Origin of the sequence: Paracidovorax sp. MALMAid1276, from assembly GCF_049198005.1 — a bacterium.
Taxonomy (GTDB): Bacteria; Pseudomonadota; Gammaproteobacteria; order Burkholderiales; family Burkholderiaceae_C; genus Acidovorax.
The window spans coordinates 1-17,532 of sequence record NZ_JBMIRS010000173.1; the positions used below are offsets into that span (position 1 = coordinate 1).

Annotated in this window: 15 protein-coding genes, 1 tRNA gene and 1 pseudogene; 13 read left to right on the top strand and 4 right to left on the bottom strand. The window is 66.0% G+C overall.

Features of this window, described 5'->3' with window-relative positions; genetic code table 11:
- The 3 genes and pseudogenes from ACOQFS_RS11830 to gudD all read left to right on the top strand — a co-directional run.
- Positions 1 to 124: pseudogene (locus tag ACOQFS_RS11830) on the top strand (5-dehydro-4-deoxyglucarate dehydratase); the annotation flags it as partial.
- Positions 125 to 228: 104 nt separating this feature from the next.
- Positions 229 to 1,212: a Bug family tripartite tricarboxylate transporter substrate binding protein gene (locus tag ACOQFS_RS11835; RefSeq protein ID WP_421563061.1), complete on the top strand. Its 984-nt coding sequence runs from the start codon at positions 229 to 231 to the stop codon at positions 1,210 to 1,212.
- A 178-nt stretch (positions 1,213 to 1,390) separates the two neighbouring features.
- On the top strand, positions 1,391 to 2,740 hold the full coding sequence (gudD, locus tag ACOQFS_RS11840; RefSeq protein ID WP_421563062.1) for a glucarate dehydratase: 1,350 nt from the start codon (positions 1,391 to 1,393) through the stop codon (positions 2,738 to 2,740).
- An 88-nt stretch (positions 2,741 to 2,828) separates the two neighbouring features.
- Here gudD and ACOQFS_RS11845 read toward each other — a convergent pair whose 3' ends face one another.
- Positions 2,829 to 4,364, bottom strand: a complete 1,536-nt coding sequence (locus ACOQFS_RS11845; protein WP_421563063.1) for an ATP-binding protein — start codon at positions 4,362 to 4,364, stop codon at positions 2,829 to 2,831.
- A gap of 5 nt (positions 4,365 to 4,369) precedes the next feature.
- Positions 4,370 to 5,101, bottom strand: a complete 732-nt coding sequence (gene ompR / locus ACOQFS_RS11850) for a two-component system response regulator OmpR (protein ID WP_015014739.1) — start codon at positions 5,099 to 5,101, stop codon at positions 4,370 to 4,372.
- Positions 5,102 to 5,318: 217 nt separating this feature from the next.
- Between ompR and ACOQFS_RS11855 the strand changes: the two genes are divergently transcribed.
- The gene (locus tag ACOQFS_RS11855; protein ID WP_421563064.1) at positions 5,319 to 6,032 is read left to right on the top strand and encodes an SIMPL domain-containing protein; all 714 of its coding nucleotides are present in this window, start codon (positions 5,319 to 5,321) and stop codon (positions 6,030 to 6,032) included.
- A gap of 131 nt (positions 6,033 to 6,163) precedes the next feature.
- Here the strand turns inward: ACOQFS_RS11855 and ACOQFS_RS11860 are convergent, their stop codons facing one another.
- Positions 6,164 to 6,946 carry a 3-hydroxybutyrate dehydrogenase gene (locus ACOQFS_RS11860; RefSeq protein WP_421563065.1) on the bottom strand — a complete coding sequence of 261 codons (783 nt, stop codon included), beginning with the start codon at positions 6,944 to 6,946 and terminating at the stop codon, positions 6,164 to 6,166.
- Positions 6,947 to 7,062: 116 nt separating this feature from the next.
- Here ACOQFS_RS11860 and ACOQFS_RS11865 point away from each other — a divergent pair, with 116 nt between their 5' ends.
- From ACOQFS_RS11865 to ACOQFS_RS11880, 4 genes are all read left to right on the top strand, one after another.
- Positions 7,063 to 8,025: an alpha/beta fold hydrolase gene (locus tag ACOQFS_RS11865; protein ID WP_421563066.1), complete on the top strand. Its 963-nt coding sequence runs from the start codon at positions 7,063 to 7,065 to the stop codon at positions 8,023 to 8,025.
- Complete coding sequence (locus ACOQFS_RS11870; protein WP_421563067.1) at positions 8,022 to 10,235, top strand: RelA/SpoT family protein; 2,214 nt, start codon at positions 8,022 to 8,024, stop codon at positions 10,233 to 10,235. Before ACOQFS_RS11865 ends, ACOQFS_RS11870 begins: the two co-directional genes overlap by 4 nt.
- 69 nt (positions 10,236 to 10,304) lie before the next feature.
- Positions 10,305 to 10,381, top strand: a tRNA-Val gene (locus ACOQFS_RS11875).
- 224 nt (positions 10,382 to 10,605) lie between these two features.
- Positions 10,606 to 10,764, top strand: coding sequence for a hypothetical protein (locus ACOQFS_RS11880; protein ID WP_421563068.1), 159 nt, complete (start codon positions 10,606 to 10,608; stop codon positions 10,762 to 10,764).
- Positions 10,765 to 11,184: 420 nt separating this feature from the next.
- Here ACOQFS_RS11880 and ACOQFS_RS11885 read toward each other — a convergent pair whose 3' ends face one another.
- Positions 11,185 to 12,258, bottom strand: a complete 1,074-nt coding sequence (locus tag ACOQFS_RS11885) for a mechanosensitive ion channel family protein (protein WP_421563069.1) — start codon at positions 12,256 to 12,258, stop codon at positions 11,185 to 11,187.
- Positions 12,259 to 12,437: 179 nt separating this feature from the next.
- Between ACOQFS_RS11885 and phaR the strand changes: the two genes are divergently transcribed.
- The 5 genes from phaR (at position 12,438) to ACOQFS_RS11910 (ending at position 17,461) form a co-directional block, all read left to right on the top strand.
- On the top strand, positions 12,438 to 12,971 hold the full coding sequence (gene phaR, locus ACOQFS_RS11890) for a polyhydroxyalkanoate synthesis repressor PhaR (protein ID WP_421563070.1): 534 nt from the start codon (positions 12,438 to 12,440) through the stop codon (positions 12,969 to 12,971).
- Positions 12,972 to 13,151: 180 nt separating this feature from the next.
- Positions 13,152 to 14,543, top strand: a complete 1,392-nt coding sequence (gene rimO / locus ACOQFS_RS11895; RefSeq protein WP_421563071.1) for a 30S ribosomal protein S12 methylthiotransferase RimO — start codon at positions 13,152 to 13,154, stop codon at positions 14,541 to 14,543.
- A gap of 180 nt (positions 14,544 to 14,723) precedes the next feature.
- Positions 14,724 to 15,893, top strand: coding sequence for an SPFH domain-containing protein (locus ACOQFS_RS11900; protein ID WP_421563072.1), 1,170 nt, complete (start codon positions 14,724 to 14,726; stop codon positions 15,891 to 15,893).
- Positions 15,890 to 17,173, top strand: a complete 1,284-nt coding sequence (locus tag ACOQFS_RS11905) for a TFIIB-type zinc ribbon-containing protein (RefSeq protein WP_421563073.1) — start codon at positions 15,890 to 15,892, stop codon at positions 17,171 to 17,173. Before ACOQFS_RS11900 ends, ACOQFS_RS11905 begins: the two co-directional genes overlap by 4 nt.
- Positions 17,174 to 17,200: 27 nt before the next feature.
- Entirely contained in the window at positions 17,201 to 17,461 is a 261-nt protein-coding gene (locus tag ACOQFS_RS11910) for a hypothetical protein (RefSeq protein ID WP_421563074.1), read from the top strand.
- Positions 17,462 to 17,532: the final 71 nt, after the last annotated feature.

Sequence of the window (17,532 nt, forward strand, 5' to 3'; positions counted from 1 at the left end):
CATCAAGGCCGGCGCCAAGATCGTCGGCCATGACGGCGGACCGGTGCGCGCGCCGCTGACGGACCTCAAGCCGGCCGAGATGGAAGAGCTGGCCGCGCTGATCAAGAAGCTCGGGCCGCAATAGCCATCGCTTTCTGCGATGCCCTCCGCTTTCGGCAACCACCCCCCGCATTTACCCAGCAAGCCCCGTGAGAGGGCCATGTCGTCACTACCTCTGGAGACTTTTCCATGCGCATCACCAAGAAACTGCTACTCATCGCCGCTGCCTGCGGCCTGGCCCTGGCCGCATCGGCCCAGACACCGACCCCCGCTGCCTGGCCCGATAAGCCGGTGACCGTTGTCGTGCCCTTCCCGGCCGGGGGCTCTACCGACATGGTGGCCCGTGCCATGGCCCTGCACATGGGCGAGAAGCTGGGCCAGAACTTTGTGGTGGACAACCGCCCCGGTGCCACGGGCACGGTGGGGGCCGGCTCGGTCAAGCGCGCGCCCGCCGATGGCTACACGCTGCTGGTGTCCTCGCTCGGCGCCTTTGTGGTGGCGCCGCACCTGCTCAAGAGCGTGCCGTATGACGCGCTCAAGGATTTCGACTACATCACCATGCCCGTGCAGGCGCCCAACGTGCTGGTGGCAGCGCCCGGGCAAAAGGCCCGCACCGTGAAGGAGGTGATCGCCCAGCTCAAGGCGGCCCCGGGCAAGGTCAGCTTTGCCAGTTCGGGCAATGGCTCGTCGGACCACCTCTCGGCCGAAGTGTTCTGGCAGCAGACCGGCACCGAAGGCCTGCACATCCCTTACAAGGGCGGTGCCCCGGCCATCAACGACCTGCTGGGCGGCCAGGTGGAGTTCTCCTTTCAGAACGTGAATGCGGTGCTGCAGCACATTCGCGCCGGCAAGCTGCATGCCATTGCCGTGACGGGTGACAAGCGCAGCCCCGTGCTGCCCGACGTGCCCACCCTGGCCGAGGCCGGTGTGACCGGTGCCGAGGTCTATTCGTGGCAGGGCATGGCCGCGCCCAAGGGCCTGCCGCCCGCGATCAAGAAAAAGCTGTCCGACGCCGCCATGGCCGCCATCAACGATCCCGCCATCAAGAAGCGCATGATGGACCAGGGCCTGGAGATCGTGGCCAGCACGCCCGAAGCCTTCACCGCTTACCAAGCGCGCGAATTCGCTCGCTGGAAAACAGTGATCGAAACCCGCAAGATCACTGCAGATTGATTCGGTACAACGCCCTGAGTCGCTTCGCGCCTTCCCGTTCTCCGTTCTCTCGAACTGCTGCGTAGTTCGGGGAGGGGGACACCGCCAGCGCGGCGGGGCGGCCCTTGCGCGGCGGCTCTGGCCTGGGCTGCGCGCATCTTCACGAGACCTGCCTTCTGAATTGGCAATTGAGACCACCATGACCACCCCCATTCCCTCCGCCCACAGCACCCCCGTCATCACCGAGCTGCGCGTGGTGCCCGTGGCCGGCCACGACAGCATGCTCATGAACCTGAGCGGCGCGCACGGCCCCTTCTTCACGCGCAACCTGGTGATCCTGCGCGACAGCGCGGGCCACACCGGGGTGGGTGAGGTGCCCGGCGGCGAGAAGATCCGCCAGACCCTCGAAGACGCGCGCGCCCTCATCGTGGGCCAGCCCATTGGCCGCCACAACGCCGTGCTCAACGCCATGCGCGCCCAGTTCGCCGACCGCGATGCGGGCGGGCGCGGCCTGCAGACCTTTGACCTGCGCATCACCATCCATGCCGTGACGGCGGTGGAGTCGGCGTTCCTCGATCTGCTGGGCCAGCACCTCGATGTGCCCGTGGCCGCGCTGCTGGGCGAGGGCGTGCAGCGCGAGTCGGTGCAGATGCTGGGCTACCTGTTCTACGTGGGCGACCGCGAAAAGACCGACCTGGCCTACCGCACCGAGCCCGGCGCCGACAACGACTGGTTCCGCCTGCGCAACGAAAAAGCCATGACGGCAGAGGGGATCGTGCGCCTGGCCGAGGCCGCGTACGAGCGCTATGGCTTTGCCGACTTCAAGCTCAAGGGCGGCGTGCTGCGCGGCGAGGAAGAGGTCGAGGCGATCCGCGCGCTGCACGAGCGCTTCCCTGAAGCGCGCGTGACGCTGGACCCCAACGGCGGCTGGCTGCTGAAAGACGCCATCCGCATCACGCGCGACCTGCACGGCGTGATGGCCTATGCCGAAGACCCCTGCGGCGCCGAAGGCGTGTTCTCGGGCCGCGAGGTGATGGCCGAGTTCCGCCGCGCCACGGGCCTGCCCACCGCCACCAACATGGTCGCCACGGACTGGCGCGAAATGGCCCACAGCTTGGCCTTGCAGTCGGTGGACATCCCGCTGGCCGACCCGCATTTCTGGACCATGGCCGGGTCGGTGCGCGTGGCGCAGATGTGCCAGGCCTTCGGCCTGACCTGGGGCTCGCACTCCAACAACCACTTCGACGTTTCGCTGGCCATGTTCACCCACGTGGGCGCCGCAGCCCCCGGCCGCGTCACGGCGATCGACACGCACTGGATCTGGCAGGACGGCGAGTGCCTGACCCGGGAGCCCTTCCAGATCAAGAATGGTTTCATCGACCTGCCCAAGAAGCCCGGCCTGGGCGTTGAGCTGGACATGGATGCCGTGGAACGCGCCCACCAGCTGTACCTGAAGCATGGCCTGGGTGCGCGCGACGATGCCATCGCCATGCAGTACCTGATCCCTGGCTGGAAGTTCAACAACAAGTCGCCTTGCATGGTGCGCTGAAGCGGCAACCCCGTCTGCACTGCTGCTTCCTAAACAAAAAGCCCTCCAAAGGAGGGCTTTTGGCCGTGGGCCTTCGTGGGGGCCGCAGCTACGCCACCCGGTCCACGCGGTCTTCGGCGCGCCTGCGCGGCAGCTGGCGTTTGACCGACGGGCGTTGCAGCCGCTGCTTCGGGTCGGCGCCTTGGGCGAGACCCGTGGCGCGCTGCAGTTGCAGGTGGGCCACCAGGCCACCCGTGCTGGAGTTGGCCAGCGCAAAAATGCCGCCCATGCGCTGCACCGTCTTGTCGACGATGGACAGGCCCAGCCCCGCACCCGCTGCCGCAGTGCGTGCCGTGTCGCCCCGGAAGAAGGGCTTGGTCAGGCTCGACAGGTGCTCGGGCGGCACGCCCGGGCCATGGTCGCGCAACTTGACCAGCACCCAGTTTTCGCGGCCCTTGGCCGCAATGTCCACGCTGGTGATGCCGGTGTCTTCGGTTTTGCCGTAGCGGCGTGCGTTTTCGAGCAGGTTGGAGATCACGCGCGCCAGTTCCACCTCGTCGGCCAGCACGTTCAGATCTTCAGGCACCGCCATGGCGATCTGCAGCTCCCGGTGGTCCTGCACGGCGTAGACGCACGACGACACTACCGCATGCAGGTTCACCGGGGTCAGCGTGACGTGGTCAGGGCGCGCGTAGTCGAGGAACTTGTCGATGGTGGCGTCGAGCTGCACGATGTCGGCCACCATGTGCTCGCGCGCCACTTCGTCGGTCACGCTCATCTCGGTTTCGAGCCGCAGCCGGGCCAGCGGCGTGCGCAGGTCGTGCGAAATGCCGGCCAGCATCACGGCGCGGTCCTGCTCCAGCTTGGCGAGCTTCTGCGCCATGCGGTTGAAGCCGATGTTCACCTCGCGGATCTCGCTGGTCACCACTTCTTCGTCGAGGTGGCTGGCGGCGAAGTCGCCGTCCTTCACGCGGTTGGCGGCGTACGAAAGCTGCTTGAGGGGGCGGTTGATGAGGCGCGCGATGGCGGCAGCGCCGGCCAGCGACAGGGCGGCCGCCGTGATCAGCCAGATCAGCCAGGTGCGCCCGCCGGCGGGGCTGAAACGCGAGCGGTCCATCAGCAGCCAGTTGGGGTCGCCATTGATGTTGAAGCCCACCCACAGGCCGTTTTCGCCGTTCACGTTCTGCGCCACGATGGTGTCGGGGCCCAGGCGCTGGGTGAGTTCGTCGGTCAGCCGGTTGCCCAGGGCCGTGCTGTCCAGCAGCGCAAACTTGTCCGAGGGCTCGCGCGGCAGAATGCGCACGCCCTCCTGGTCGGCCATGGTCTTGATGAGCGACACGCGCGCGATGGCGTCGGAATGGACCAGGGCAGCGCGGCTCAGGTTGACGAGGGATGCGATCTGCTGCGCGGTATGCAGTGTGCGGGGCTCGAACTCAAGCGCGCGCAGCGTTTGCAGCCACGCCAGGATGCTGCCCACCAGCAGCAAGGCCAGCAGGAAGAACGTGCGCCAGAAAAGGTTCAGCCCGACGCGCGCGCGCTGCTCCCTCGCCCTGCGAAGGGATTCCAGCGGCGCGGGGCTGGTGGCGTCGGTGGTGGGGGGATCGGACAGCCGCGACGATCCGGACTGCCCGTCGGTCTTGCGCATCGGGTTCAGCTGGTTCCATCCGGCACGAAGACATAGCCCACGCCCCAGACGGTCTGGATGTAGCGGGGGGCGGCAGCATCCACTTCCACCAGCTTGCGCAGGCGAGATACCTGCACGTCCAGACTGCGGTCAAAGGGCTCGAACTCGCGGCCGCGTGCCAGCAGGGCCAGCTTTTCGCGCGACAGCGGCTGGCGGGGGTGGCGCACCAGCGCCTTGAGCATGGCGAACTCGCCGGTGGTCAGGGGCAGTTCCTCGCCGTTGCGCTGCAGCGCCCGGGTGCCCAGGTCGAAGGTGAAGGGGCCGAAGGTGACGACTTCGTTGTCGCCTGAGGGGGCACCCGGCGCTTCCTGCGCAGGGCGGCGGCGCAGCACTGCATGGATGCGGGCCAGCAGCTCGCGGGGATTGAAGGGCTTGCCCAGGTAGTCGTCGGCACCCACTTCGAGGCCGACGATGCGGTCCACGTCCTCGCCCTTGGCGGTGAGCATGATGATGGGGGTGCGGTCATTGGCGGCGCGCAGGCGGCGGCAGATCGAGAGGCCGTCTTCGCCGGGCATCATCAGGTCGAGCACGATGATGTCCACCGTTTCGCGCAGCAGCAGGCGGTTCAGGGCCTTGCCGTCTTCCGCCACCATGACTTCAAAGCCTTCCTGCGTCAGGTAGCGGCGCAGCAGGTCGCGGATGCGGGCATCGTCGTCCACCACCAGAACTTTGTCGGTGCGATTGGGGGTTGTGGCCATGTTGATATCAAGTCCAATTTGTAACAGAGCCAATTCTGACCAGTTGAGCGCCCGAAGTTCGGGTTTTGCGCCGGGGTTTGACCAACTGTTACAAGTTTTGCGGAGCTTCGCAAACGCGCCGCAAAGGCTTTGCCGCGGGCTCTGCGCACTGCGGTTAAGGTGGTGGCCCGCGCACCCTGGACAGGGGTTGCGCACTGACGCAAAGGAATCCATCGCCATGAAAACAACTACCAAACTGATAGCTGCCAGCGCTTTTCTGGTATGCGCTGGGGCCGGTTTTGCCCAAACCGTGGTGGCCGCCGAACCCCGCAATGTCGTGCAGCTGTCGGCCTCCGGCACGGTGGAGGTGCAGCAGGATCTGCTGGTCCTGCAACTGGCCACCACCAAGGAGGCATCGGACGCCGCAGCGGTGCAGTCCCAGCTCAAGCAGGCCCTTGACACGGCGCTTGCCGAGGCCAAGCGCAACGCGCAGCCGGGCCAGCTGGATGTGCGCACCGGGCCCTTCGGCCTGCACCCCCGCTATGGCAAGGACGGCAAGATCAATGGCTGGCAAGGCCGGGCCGAGCTGGTGCTGGAGGGCCGCGACTTTGCGCGCATCACCGCCACGGCCGGCAAGATCCAGACGCTGACCATCAGCCAGGTGTCGTTCGGCCTCTCCCGCGAAGCGCGTGCGCGTGTGGAGGGCGAAGCGCAGACCCAGGCCATCGAGGAGTTCAAGGCCCGGGCATCGGACTTGGCCAAGGGCTTCGGGTTCAGCGGCTACAGCCTTCGCGAGGTGGCGGTGAACAGCAACGAAATGGTCCCCGGCCCGCGCCCGCGCATGATGGCTGCCGAGGCCAAGATGGGCTCGTTTGCCGACGCGCCCGTGCCGGTGGAAGCGGGCAAGGCGCAGGTGATTGTGAATGTGTCCGGGTCGGTGCAGATGCGCTGATTTCTAACAAAAATGGCTGCCAGCGCTTATTGGATAAGCGCTGGCAGCTATCATTTTTGATTTATCAAGCGGACTCCATCGCCACGATGATGCCGCCGCTGGATGGGCGGGCGGCGCTGCAAGGGACGGGCTTATTGCGCTGCCCACCCGCCGTCCATGTTCCACGCCACGCCCCGCACGTTGTTCGCGGCGGGAGAGCAGAAGAACACCGCCAGCTCACCCAGTTCTTCGGGGGTGGTGAACTGCATCGAAGGCTCTTTTTCGCCCAGCAGCAGCTTCTTGGCATCTTCGTTCGACAGGCCGTGCTCGGCGGCCTTGGCATCCACCTGCTTTTGCACCAGGGGCGTCAGCACCCAGCCGGGGCAAATCGCATTGCAAGTGACACCCGTGGTGGCGTTTTCCAGCGCGGTGACCTTGGTCAGGCCGACGATACCGTGCTTGGCTGCGACATAGGCCGCCTTCTGCGCCGAGCCCACGAGACCATGCACCGACGCCACGTTGATGATGCGGCCCCAGTTGGCGCGCTTCATGCCGGGCAGCGCCAGGCGCGACGTGTGGAAGGCGCTGGAGAGGTTGATGGCGATCACCGAATCCCAGCGCTCCACAGGGAAGTCTTCCACGTTCGCCACATGCTGGATGCCCGCGTTGTTCACGAGGATGTCTACCTGCCCGAATTGCGAGGCGCTGTACTTCATCATGTCCTCGATGTCGGCAATGCGGCTCATGTCTGCGCCGTGGTAGGCCACCTGCGCACCCGCCGCCTCGCCCGCGGCCAGCACCTCGGCGCGGGGCGTGTCCACGTCGCCAAATCCGTTGAGCACGATGTTGGCGCCCTGGCGGGCCAGGGCCTTTGCGATTCCAAGACCAATGCCACTGGTGGAGCCGGTGACGAGGGCGGTTTTGCCTTTCAGCATGTGAGTCTCTCCGAATGAATTACGATGCAACGCGAAGGAAAATCGGCATGCAGGCGAGGGCGCCGCAGGCCGATTCGGCCGGCCATTATCGAGCGCTGATTCCGGATTTCGCACCCATGAATGAACCTACGCTGAACTACGTACTGTGCCCTGGCGCGGGGGCCCAGCCTCAGCCCTCCACTCTCCCGTCCGAAGGTGCCCCCGCTCAGCACCGCATGGCGTATTGGGAATGGAACGCCACGGGCAATCCTGCAGATCCGCATGTGGTGGTGTGCGTGCACGGCCTGTCCCGCCAGGGGCGTGATTTCGACACGCTGGCGCGGGTGCTCAGTCAGCATGCGCGCGTGGTCTGCCCGGACGTGGTGGGCCGGGGCCGCAGCGACTGGCTGGCCGACCCCATGGACTACCAGATCCCGCAGTACGCGGCCGACATGCTGGCATTGGTTGCGCATCTGCACCAGCAGGCCCCCGTTGCCACGCTGGACTGGGTGGGCACCAGCATGGGCGGGCTGATCGGCATGGGCATTGCAGGCCAGCCAGGGCTGCCCCTGCCGGTGCCCGTGCGCCGCCTGGTGCTCAACGATGTGGGGCCGGTCATTGAATGGCAGGCGCTTCAGCGCATCGGGCTGTATCTGGGACAGCCCGTGCGGTTTGAATCGGTGCAGCAGGCGGCCGATGCGATGTGGGGCATCTCCACCAGCTTCGGGCCGCACACCCCGGCGCAATGGCTGGAGCTTTCGCGCCCCATGGTGCGCAGCCATCCGCAGGGGGGGCTCACACTGCACTACGACCCTGCCATTGCCGTGCCGTTCAAGGCGCTCACACAGCAGACAGCGGCGGCTGGCGAGGCCGCGCTATGGCAGCTTTACGACCACATTGCTGCGCACACCCTGCTGCTGCGCGGAGCGCAGTCCGACCTGCTGTCGCGCGAGACGGCGCAGGCGATGTCCCAACGCGGCCCGCGGGCTCGCCTGATCGAATTTGACGGCGTAGGGCATGCGCCCACGCTGGTTGCACACGACCAGGTCGCGGCGGTCATGGAATTTTTGCTGGCGCCAGAAGGGGGCGGCGCAGGATGAAGAGCACGCTTGCTGCGGGAACCGCGCAGCCACTGCCTGCCGAAAGCGTTCCCCAACTGATTGCTGCCACGGCGCACACGCTGCCCGAGCAGGTCAACGCGCTGGCGCGCGCGCGCGCCTTTGCCGAGCCGCTGATGGCCGGCGAAATGCTCGATTCGGGGGAAAACACGCTGGCCCACGCCGACGCCGTGGCCGCCATCCTCAAGGGCATTGGCGGGTCGGAGGCCATGCAGGCGGCCAGCTACCTGGTGCACGCCTGCATCCACCTCAACAAGCCCGAAGAGGTTATCGCCAAGGCGTTCGGCGCCAACTTTGCTGCGCTGGCGGTAGAGACCACCAAGCTGATGCGCGTGCAGCAGCAGGCCCGCAGCGCAGAGCACCTCGACGACCCGGCCGTGCAGACCGAAAACGTGCGCAAGATGCTGCTGGCCTTCTCGCGCGATCTGCGCGTGGTGATGCTGCGCCTGGCGTCCCGCCTGCAGACCCTGCGCTTTCACGCAGCCGCCAAGCGCCCCGTGCCGCCCAGCCTCGCGCGCGAATCACTGCAGGTGTTTGCGCCCCTGGCCAACCGCCTGGGCATCTGGCAGGTGAAGTGGGAGCTGGAAGACCTGTCGTTCCGTTTCCTGGAGCCGGACACCTACAAGGAGGTGGCGCGCCTGCTGGACGAAAAGCGCGGCGAGCGCGAGGTGTACATGGAGCACCTGCGCGCCCGGCTTGAATCGGACCTGCGCGCGCGCAGCATCAGCGCGAGCGTGCAGGGCCGGCCCAAGCACATCTACAGCATCGTCAAGAAGATGCGTGGCAAGTCGCTCAACTTTGACCAGGTGTTCGACATCCGCGCGCTGCGTGTGGTGGTGCCGAGCGTGAAGGACTGCTATGCCGCCCTGAGCTGGGTGCACCAGCAGTTCAAGCCCATCGTCGAAGAGTTTGACGACTACATCGCCAAGCCCAAGCCCAATGGCTACCAGTCGCTGCACACCATCGTGCGCGACGACAACGGCAAGCCCATCGAGATCCAGATCCGCACACAGGCCATGCATGAGCATGCCGAACACGGGGTGGCCGCCCACTGGGCCTACAAGGAAGCGGGTGCCAAGGGCTATGCCGGCGTGTCGGCCAGCGGCGACTATGACGCCAAGATCGCCGTGCTGCGCCAGCTGCTCGCCTGGGAGCGCGACCTGGCGGGAACGGCGTCGCAACGGGGCCTGTTTGAAGACCGCATTTATGTGCTGACGCCGGATGCTGCCGTGGTGGAACTGCCCCAGGGGGCAACGCCGGTGGACTTTGCCTATGCCGTGCACACCAGCCTGGGGCATCGCTGCCGGGGGGCAAAGGTCGACGGAGCGATGGTGCCCTTGAACACGCCATTGCAGAACGGCCAGACAGTGGAAATCTCCACCGTCAAGGAAGGGCGCCCCTCCCGCGACTGGCTCAATGCCGAACTGGGCTACCTCACCAGCCACCGCGCCAAGGCCAAGGTGCGCGCCTGGTTCAACGCACAGGCCACGCATGAGACTGTTGCGAGGGGCCGCGAGGCGGTCGAGAAGCTGCTGCAGCGCGAAGGCAAGACGGCTGTCCGGCTCGAAGACCTGGCGGTGCAGCTCGGCTTCAAGTCCGCCGACGCGCTGTTTGAAGTGGTGGGCAAGGATGAGTTCTCGTTGCGCAACATCGAGACGGTGCTGCGCCCGCCCGAGCCCCTGCTGCCGCCAGACGACTTCCTGCTGCTGAAGAAAACGCGCACCAACGAGTCCGCACCCAAGGGCGGCGTGCTGGTGGTGGGCATTGATTCGCTGATGACGCAGCTTGCCAAGTGCTGCAAGCCGGCGCCACCGGACGCAATCCGCGGCTTCGTGACGCGGGGCAAGGGGGTGAGCGTGCACCGCGCAGACTGCAGCAACTTCCGCGAAATGGCGGCCCGCAGCATGGAGCGCGTGATCGAGGTGGAATGGGGCACGCCCAAGGCGGCGGCCAGTGGCGCCGTGTACCCCGTGGACGTGGCCGTGGAGGCCGCGGATCGCCAGGGCCTTCTGCGCGACATCTCGGAAGTGTTTGCGCGCGAGAAAACCAACGTGATCGGCGTTCAGACCCAGTCCGTCAAAGGCACCGCCTGGATGACCTTCACGGTGGAGGTCGCTGATTCGGGCCGCCTGAACAAGGTGCTGGCCATCGTGGCGGGGGTGACCGGCGTGCGCTCTGCGCGCCGCCGCTGATCAAAAGTAGAAGCGCTGGCCTGAAACGGTCGAATTTATGGCTATAATCATGGACTTGATTGACGACACAGGCGCGTAGCTCAGCTGGTTAGAGCACCACCTTGACATGGTGGGGGTCGTTGGTTCGAGTCCAATCGCGCCTACCAAACATCGCAAGTTGAACCAGGCTTGCAAGCAAAACGCCCGCTTTCTGCGGGCGTTTTTGTTTTTGGCTTTTCGTACTTGCGTCTTGGTTTGGGTGGTGCGAAGACGCTCTATGCGGTGCTTCAGTCGGTGTGGGCTGGGCACTGCGGCACGATCCGATTTTGTCTGACACAGCCGTGAAGGGTGCGGCGCTAACGTCGTGGCTCCATTCGCAGGAGGCCCCCAAATGAATACCCCCACCCCCCCGCACGTTGCTCCCGTCCGCGCTGGCTATTCCAGCGCCGATGCGGAGTCCGGCATGTATGACATCCGCATTTTCTGGCTGGCTGCGCTGGCAGCCGTGCTGATGGTGCTGGTGGTGGCGCATTTCAAGATGGGTTACTGAGGCTTCTCGCTTCCCCGCTGCACCCTTTCACCCGGTCGCCCTTGCCGCTCGCTGGCAAGGGCGACTGTCGTTTCAAGACACTCCGAAGCGCACATCGGGGCTGGCGGTAACGCTCAGCGAGGCGCCTGGTAATGTGGCGGCGGGTCTTGCACGGGAGGGGTGCCCGGTTCCGCCGGGGGGTCTCCCTGAGGGGGCTCCGGCGTCCACGCAGGTGGCGTTTCCACGGGCGGGAAAGGCGGTATCGGTGATGGTGCGGGTGGTGGCAGCATGCGGGACTCCATTCTTTGATGGTGGCGTTTCACATCTCCACGGTACACCTTGCGGGTCGCGCTGTATGCCAGCCAATTGCCCGTGGTGCACCCGGTCCTGCAAAGGTTCGCAGCACATCACAGCTCGATGCCCGCGCGCCCTGCACGCTGGCTACGGCAGTTGCGAGGCCAGAGAGGGTTTGGCCATCGACTCCGCAGGGCTGCGCACCTGTGGAAGGCAATCGGGATACTCGCGCTGGATGAATGTCACCAAAGCCTCACGAACCCGGCAGCGCAGGTCGAAGGCCAGGCCGGAAGAGCGGGCCGACACCAGCACGCGGATCTGGATGGTGCGCTCCGTGACGTCCGTCAGTTGCAGCACGCTCACGCGCCGGTCCCATTCGGGTGCGGTTTCGAGCACGCGCTGCAGTTCGGCCCGCAAGGGGTCGAGCGGCAGTCGGTAGTCGGCATACAGAAATACGGTACCCAGGATCTCGGAGCTGGTGCGTGTCCAGTTCTGAAACGGGTGTTCGATGAACCATTGCAGCGGGATGATCAGTCGGCGCTCGTCCCAGATTCGCAGCACCACATAGGTGCTGGTGATTTCCTCCACGCGTCCCCATTCGCCTTCAATGATCAAGACGTCGTCGAGGCGAATGGGTTGCGCCAGCGCAATCTGCAGCCCGGCGATGATGTTGCTGAAGACCGGCCGGGCCGCGATGCCGGCCACGATGCCCACCACCCCGGCAGAGGCCAGCAGGCTCGCGCCCACCTGGCGTGCGCCCGGGAAGGTCATCAACATCAGCGCAAGCCCGGCCATCACCACGCCGGTCATGGCGGTGCGCGACAGCACGCGCGCCTGGGTGGCGATGCGGCGGGCCGTGAGGTTGTCCTCCACGTCGGCCGGGTGCTGCGCAATCACGCCGCTGGCGAGCCCGCCGATGGCTGCAATGAGCAGCCAGCAAACGCCCGCAATCACGCACAGTCCGTTGAAATGCCGCACCCCGTCGATGTACGGGAGATCGTTGCTGGCCGCCTGCCACACCAGTTGCAAAGCGATGAGGGGCAGCAGCACCCGCATGACGGGCACGCAGGCCAGCACTACGGTGTGCAGCACGGGAACGGACGCTGTGGCGCGCCGCAGCACGACGGCGGCAATGCGGTGGGCGATGGCTGCCAGGGTGACAGCGATGGTGGCGGCCAGCGCGGTGGCCAGCCAGGGAGATAGGTGCAGACCTGCAGGCATGAAGTCGATAGTCGCGATAAATCGATGCAAAACGCGCACTTTGGCAGCGTGTGCCGCGTCTGTCTGTCGGACACCGCCCCGCAGCGGCCATCAGGGTATTCCTTTGCTGATGGCGCGCAGGCCCTTCCCTAGAATGTGCTGCACTGCAATACATGGGCAGATAGCCCGAGGAGTTCGTTGTGCCAGAACAAAAAAGTGCCGCACCCAAGTCGGCCCAGCGCGTGATCAAGAAGTATCCCAACCGGCGTCTGTACGACACGGACACCTCCACCTACATCACCCTGGCAGAGGTGCGCCAGCTTGTCATGGACCACCAGCAGGTGGTGGTGCGCGATGCCAAGACGGGCGACGACCTCACGCGCAGCATCCTGCTGCAGATCATTCTGGAGGAAGAGGCGGGCGGGGCGCCCATGTTCAGCGAGGCGGTGCTGGCCAACATCATCCGTTTCTACGGCCACGCCATGCAGGGATTCATGGGGGCTTACCTGGAGAAGAACGTGCAGGCCTTCACCGATGTGCAGGCCAAGCTGGCCGAGCAGTCGCAGAGCGTCACGCCCGAGATGTGGGCGCGCTTCATGAATCTGCAGTCGCCCATGCTCAAGGGCATGATGGGCAGCTATGTGGAGCAGTCGCAATCCATGCTGACCCAGATGCAGGAACAGATGCAAAAGCAGACGGAGCAGATGCTGGGGGCGTTCGGAATCAAGAGATAGCCCCCCTGAGTCGCCTGCGGCGCCTTCCCCCCAGGGGGACGCCGCCCCTGCGGCGGGGCGGCCCTTGCACGGCGGCACTGGTATGGGGCGCGCCAGGCGCAGACGCCCAGGCCGATCAGAAATCAGGCTGTAGATGGGTTGCACCCACCTCCAGTGGCGGAACTGGGACAATACGGGGTTATGAGCGAAGCACTCTCCCCCACGAAAACCCCCAAAGTCGGATTTGTCAGCCTGGGCTGCCCCAAGGCGCTGACCGATTCCGAACTCATCCTCACGCAGCTGAGCGCCGAGGGATATGAAACCTCCAAGACCTTCCAGGGTGCGGACCTGGTCATCGTCAACACCTGCGGCTTCATTGACGACGCGGTGAAGGAAAGCCTGGACACCATCGGCGAGGCGCTGGCCGAGAACGGCAAGGTGATCGTGACCGGCTGCCTGGGCGCCCGCGAGGCTGAGGGTGGCGGCAACATGGTGCGCCAGATGCACCCCAGCGTGCTGGCCGTGACGGGCCCCCACGCCACGCAAGAGGTGATGGACGCCGTCCACCTCAACCTGCCCAAGCCGCACGATCCGTTCATCGACCTGGTGCCCGGCAGTTTTGGCGTGGCGGGCGTCAAGCTCACGCCCAAGCACTACGCTTACCTCAAGATCAGCGAGGGCTGCAACCACCGCTGCACGTTCTGCATCATCCCGTCGATGCGCGGCGACCTGGTGTCGCGCCCGATTGGCGACGTGCTGAGCGAGGCCAAGGCGCTGTTCGAAGGCGGTGTGAAGGAACTGCTCGTCATCAGCCAGGACACCTCGGCCTACGGCGTGGATGTGAAGTACCGCACCGGCTTCTGGGACGGCAAGCCCGTGAAGACGCGCATGCTGGAGCTGGTGCAGACGCTGGGCGAGATCGCCGAGCCCTATGGCGCCTGGGTGCGCCTGCACTACGTTTACCCGTACCCCAGCGTGGACGAGGTCATCCCGCTCATGGCCACCGGCAAGGTGCTGCCCTACCTGGACGTGCCCTTCCAGCACAGCCATCCTGATGTGCTCAAGCGCATGAAGCGTCCGGCCAGCGGCGAGCGCAATCTGGAGCGCATCCTGCGCTGGCGCGAGGCCTGCCCCGAGCTGGTCATCCGCAGCACCTTCATTGCGGGCTTTCCGGGCGAGACCGAGAAAGAATTTCAACACCTGCTCGACTTCGTGCGCGAGGCGCAGATCGACCGCGCGGGCTGCTTTGCCTACAGCGACGTGAACGGCGCTGCTGCCAACGAGCTGCCCGGCATGCTGCCCATGGAAGTGCGCGAAGAGCGCCGCGCCCGCTTCATGGCCGTGGCCGAAGAGGTGTCGGTGGCCCGCCTGCAGCGCCGCGTGGGCGCCACCATGCAGGTGCTGGTAGACCACGCCCCCGCCCTGGGCCGCAAGGGTGGCGTGGGCCGCACCTATGCCGATGCCCCCGAGATCGACGGCACCGTGCAACTGCTGCCGCCGGAAAAAATCAGCAAGCAACTCAAGGTGGGCGAGTTCACGCGCGCGCGCATCGTGGGCGTGCAGGGGCATGACCTGGTGGCGTTGCCCATCTGATTGCTCCTGAAATGTGAGCTGACAGCGCTTTATGGATAAGCGCTGAAGCGGTTTTTGGCTTGAATTCCCTGTGGCGCTGAGCAGCCATCGCTGCCAGGCGCCGAGGGGCTGCGGACCCCGTTCGTTTATGCTTTTGCCGCCCACACCCTCCGGGCGGCATCACTTGACGAGGACAGCATCATGGGTCTTATCCAGGCGGCGGTTGGTTCCATTGGCGGCGCGCTCGCCGATCAGTGGAAGGATTTTTATACGGTGCCGGACGGCTTGCCCTCCACCGCCGCACTGTTCGCCGCCGTGCCGCGCGGCACCAATGCGGGCCGGGGCTCCAACACCCGGGCATCGTCCAACATCATCACCAACGGCTCGCGCATCGTCGTGCCCGAGGGCTACGGGCTGCTGCTGATGCAGGATGGTGCCATCACGGGCTTTGTGGCCGAGCCGGGCGGCTACGAGTGGAACTCGAACGACCTCAACTCCAAATCCATCTTCTTTGACGGCGGCTTTGTCGAGCCGCTCATCCGCCAGAGCTGGGAGCGCTTCAAGTTCGGCGGCCAGCCGGGCTCGCAGCAGGCCGCGTTCTTCGTCTCGCTCAAAGAGCTGCCGGACAACCGCTTCGGCACGCAGTCCGAGATCTACTGGGACGACGGCTACCTGAACGCGCAGGTCGGCGCCATCACGCGCGGCAGCTACACGCTCAAGATCGTGGACCCGATCTTGTTCGTGAAGAACTTCGTGCCCGCCGCGTACCTGCAGCCCGGCCAGGTGTTTGACTTCACCGACCTCGACAACGCTGCGGCCAGCCAGCTGTTCAACGAGGTGGTGGGCTCGCTCGCGCCGGCCTTCAGCCTGTACACCAACGACCCGGCCAAGGGCAACCGCATCACCAAGATCCAGCAGGACGCGGTGGGCTTTGCGCAAAGCCTCTCGGCCGTGGTCGAGAACGCCTACCAGTGGCGGTCGGACCGGGGCCTGGTGATTGCCAAGACGGCCATCGTCTCCATCGAATACGACGCCAACACCAAGGAACTGCTCAAGACCGTGCAGCGCGCCGATGCGCTGTCGGGCGCGCGCGGCAACTCCAACCTGCAGGCCTCGGTGGCCCAGGGCATCCAGTCGGCCGGGCAGAACGCCGGCGTGGGCGGCCTGATGGGCATGGGCATTGCCACCGGCGGGCTGGGTGGGCTGGCGGGCCTTCAGCAGCCCGTTGCACCCGCACCAGCGCCCGCCGCCGCAGCCCCGGCGGCCGACGACCCTGTGGCCAAGCTCACGCGGGCCAAGCAGATGCTGGATGCGGGCCTGATCACGCAGGCCGATTACGACGCAGTCAAGGCCAAGGCCCTGGGGCTGTGACCACGCCGCCGCTGCCCACAGGCCCCGGCTCGCCGCAAGACGTGCCGCCTGCGCCCGGGGCGTTCCCGCTGGACCCGTCCACGCTGCCCGAGCCGATCCGCGACGAGCTGACCGCGCCCGACCCCGCCGCTATCGACACGGCCTCCAAGGAGCTGAAGGACGGCCTCAACCACTGCCCCAAGTGCGGCTCCACCGAGATCCGCCAGCGCGCCGGCACCGACCAGCTGGTCTGCCTGTTCTGCCGCCACCAGTGGACGGCCGCGCGCGTCGAGGAGGCGTTTGGCCTGGGGGAGGGCATCGACCAGCTGCGCGGCACGCAGATCGCCTCGGGCGCCCAGAACATCAGCGCCGACGCGGCCAGCCTGCGCACCTTCCAATGCACGGGCTGCGGCGCCGAGGTGGTGGTCAACACCGACACCGCCATGACCGCGCGCTGCCACTGGTGCCGCCATGTGCTGGGCGTCAACGAGCAGATCGACAACGGCGCGGTGCCCGATGCGGTGCTGCCGTTTCACATCAAGAAGGACGACGCGGTGGCGCGCATCCGCCAGTTTGTGGGCAAGCGCCAGATGTTTGCGCTCAAGGCGTTCAAGCAAGAGTTCACCCCCGACAACGTGCTGGGCGTGTACCTGCCTTACATGGTGGTGGACGCCAACGTGAGCGCCGACGTGGCCGGATTTGGCGAGGTGGAGACGCGCCGCTACACGCGCGGCGAGGGCAAAGACCAGAAGACGTACTACGACGCCGATGTGTACCACCTGCAGCGGCACGTGGATTTCACGGTGGACGACCTGACGCTCGAATCCAGCGAGAAGCGCGGCAACCTGGACACGCGCGCCAACACCCACAACGTCATCAACACCATCCTGCCGTTCGACACCAAGAACGCGGTGAAGTGGAACGCCTCGTACCTGGTCGGCTACACGTCCGAAAAACGCGACCGCGACGTGGACCACCTGAGCCCGCGCCTGGAAGACCAGCTGCTGTCCATCGCTCGCGCGCAGGTCCACTCGTCCGTGCACCGCTATGGCCGTGGCGTGCGCTGGGAGCAAGAGCACATCGACGTGCACGGCACACGCTGGGTGGCCATGTACCTGCCGGTGTGGCTGTATTCGTACCAGGAAGGCGGCAAGGGCGGCATGCTGCACTACATCGCGGTGAACGGCCGCACAGGCGAAACCATGGGCAGCGTGCCGGTGCAGCAATGGAAGCTCATCACTGCGGCCCTGACGGTCGGCACGTTGGTCGAAGGCGTCGCTCTCTGGCTTATCGGACGTTGATACGACGGTGAAAGGACGGTGAACCCGATGGACGGAGACGGCATCTTGATCCTGCTGGCCCTCGGGCCGGCCAGCGCGGTGGGGCTGTACTGGCTGCTGTACCGCTACTACCGCAACACCGACAAGTCGCACGGCTTCGAGCATGAAACGCATGTCGTCGCCCAGCCCATCTTGGGCGCCGAGGCCGACCGCAAGGTCGATGAAATCCGCGGCACGCAGGACACCAGCATCCGTGGCAACAACGTGGCCGACTACCGCCGGCGCGTGCGGCGCGCCAACCCCGGCTGACGCAACGTGCCGCACCATGAAAAAAGGCTTCCCGAGGGAAGCCTTTTGGCTGCGGGGCACGGCAGTGCCCG

Coding starts and splice junctions, on each gene's coding strand:
- ACOQFS_RS11835 (WP_421563061.1), top strand. CDS start 229: ATGCGCATCACCAAGAAACTGCTACTCATCGCCGCTGCCTGCGGCCTG.
- gudD (WP_421563062.1), top strand. CDS start 1,391: ATGACCACCCCCATTCCCTCCGCCCACAGCACCCCCGTCATCACCGAG.
- ACOQFS_RS11845 (WP_421563063.1), bottom strand. CDS start 4,364: ATGCGCAAGACCGACGGGCAGTCCGGATCGTCGCGGCTGTCCGATCCC.
- ompR (WP_015014739.1), bottom strand. CDS start 5,101: ATGGCCACAACCCCCAATCGCACCGACAAAGTTCTGGTGGTGGACGAC.
- ACOQFS_RS11855 (WP_421563064.1), top strand. CDS start 5,319: ATGAAAACAACTACCAAACTGATAGCTGCCAGCGCTTTTCTGGTATGC.
- ACOQFS_RS11860 (WP_421563065.1), bottom strand. CDS start 6,946: ATGCTGAAAGGCAAAACCGCCCTCGTCACCGGCTCCACCAGTGGCATT.
- ACOQFS_RS11865 (WP_421563066.1), top strand. CDS start 7,063: ATGAATGAACCTACGCTGAACTACGTACTGTGCCCTGGCGCGGGGGCC.
- ACOQFS_RS11870 (WP_421563067.1), top strand. CDS start 8,022: ATGAAGAGCACGCTTGCTGCGGGAACCGCGCAGCCACTGCCTGCCGAA.
- ACOQFS_RS11880 (WP_421563068.1), top strand. CDS start 10,606: ATGAATACCCCCACCCCCCCGCACGTTGCTCCCGTCCGCGCTGGCTAT.
- ACOQFS_RS11885 (WP_421563069.1), bottom strand. CDS start 12,258: ATGCCTGCAGGTCTGCACCTATCTCCCTGGCTGGCCACCGCGCTGGCC.
- rimO (WP_421563071.1), top strand. CDS start 13,152: ATGAGCGAAGCACTCTCCCCCACGAAAACCCCCAAAGTCGGATTTGTC.
- ACOQFS_RS11900 (WP_421563072.1), top strand. CDS start 14,724: ATGGGTCTTATCCAGGCGGCGGTTGGTTCCATTGGCGGCGCGCTCGCC.
- ACOQFS_RS11910 (WP_421563074.1), top strand. CDS start 17,201: ATGGACGGAGACGGCATCTTGATCCTGCTGGCCCTCGGGCCGGCCAGC.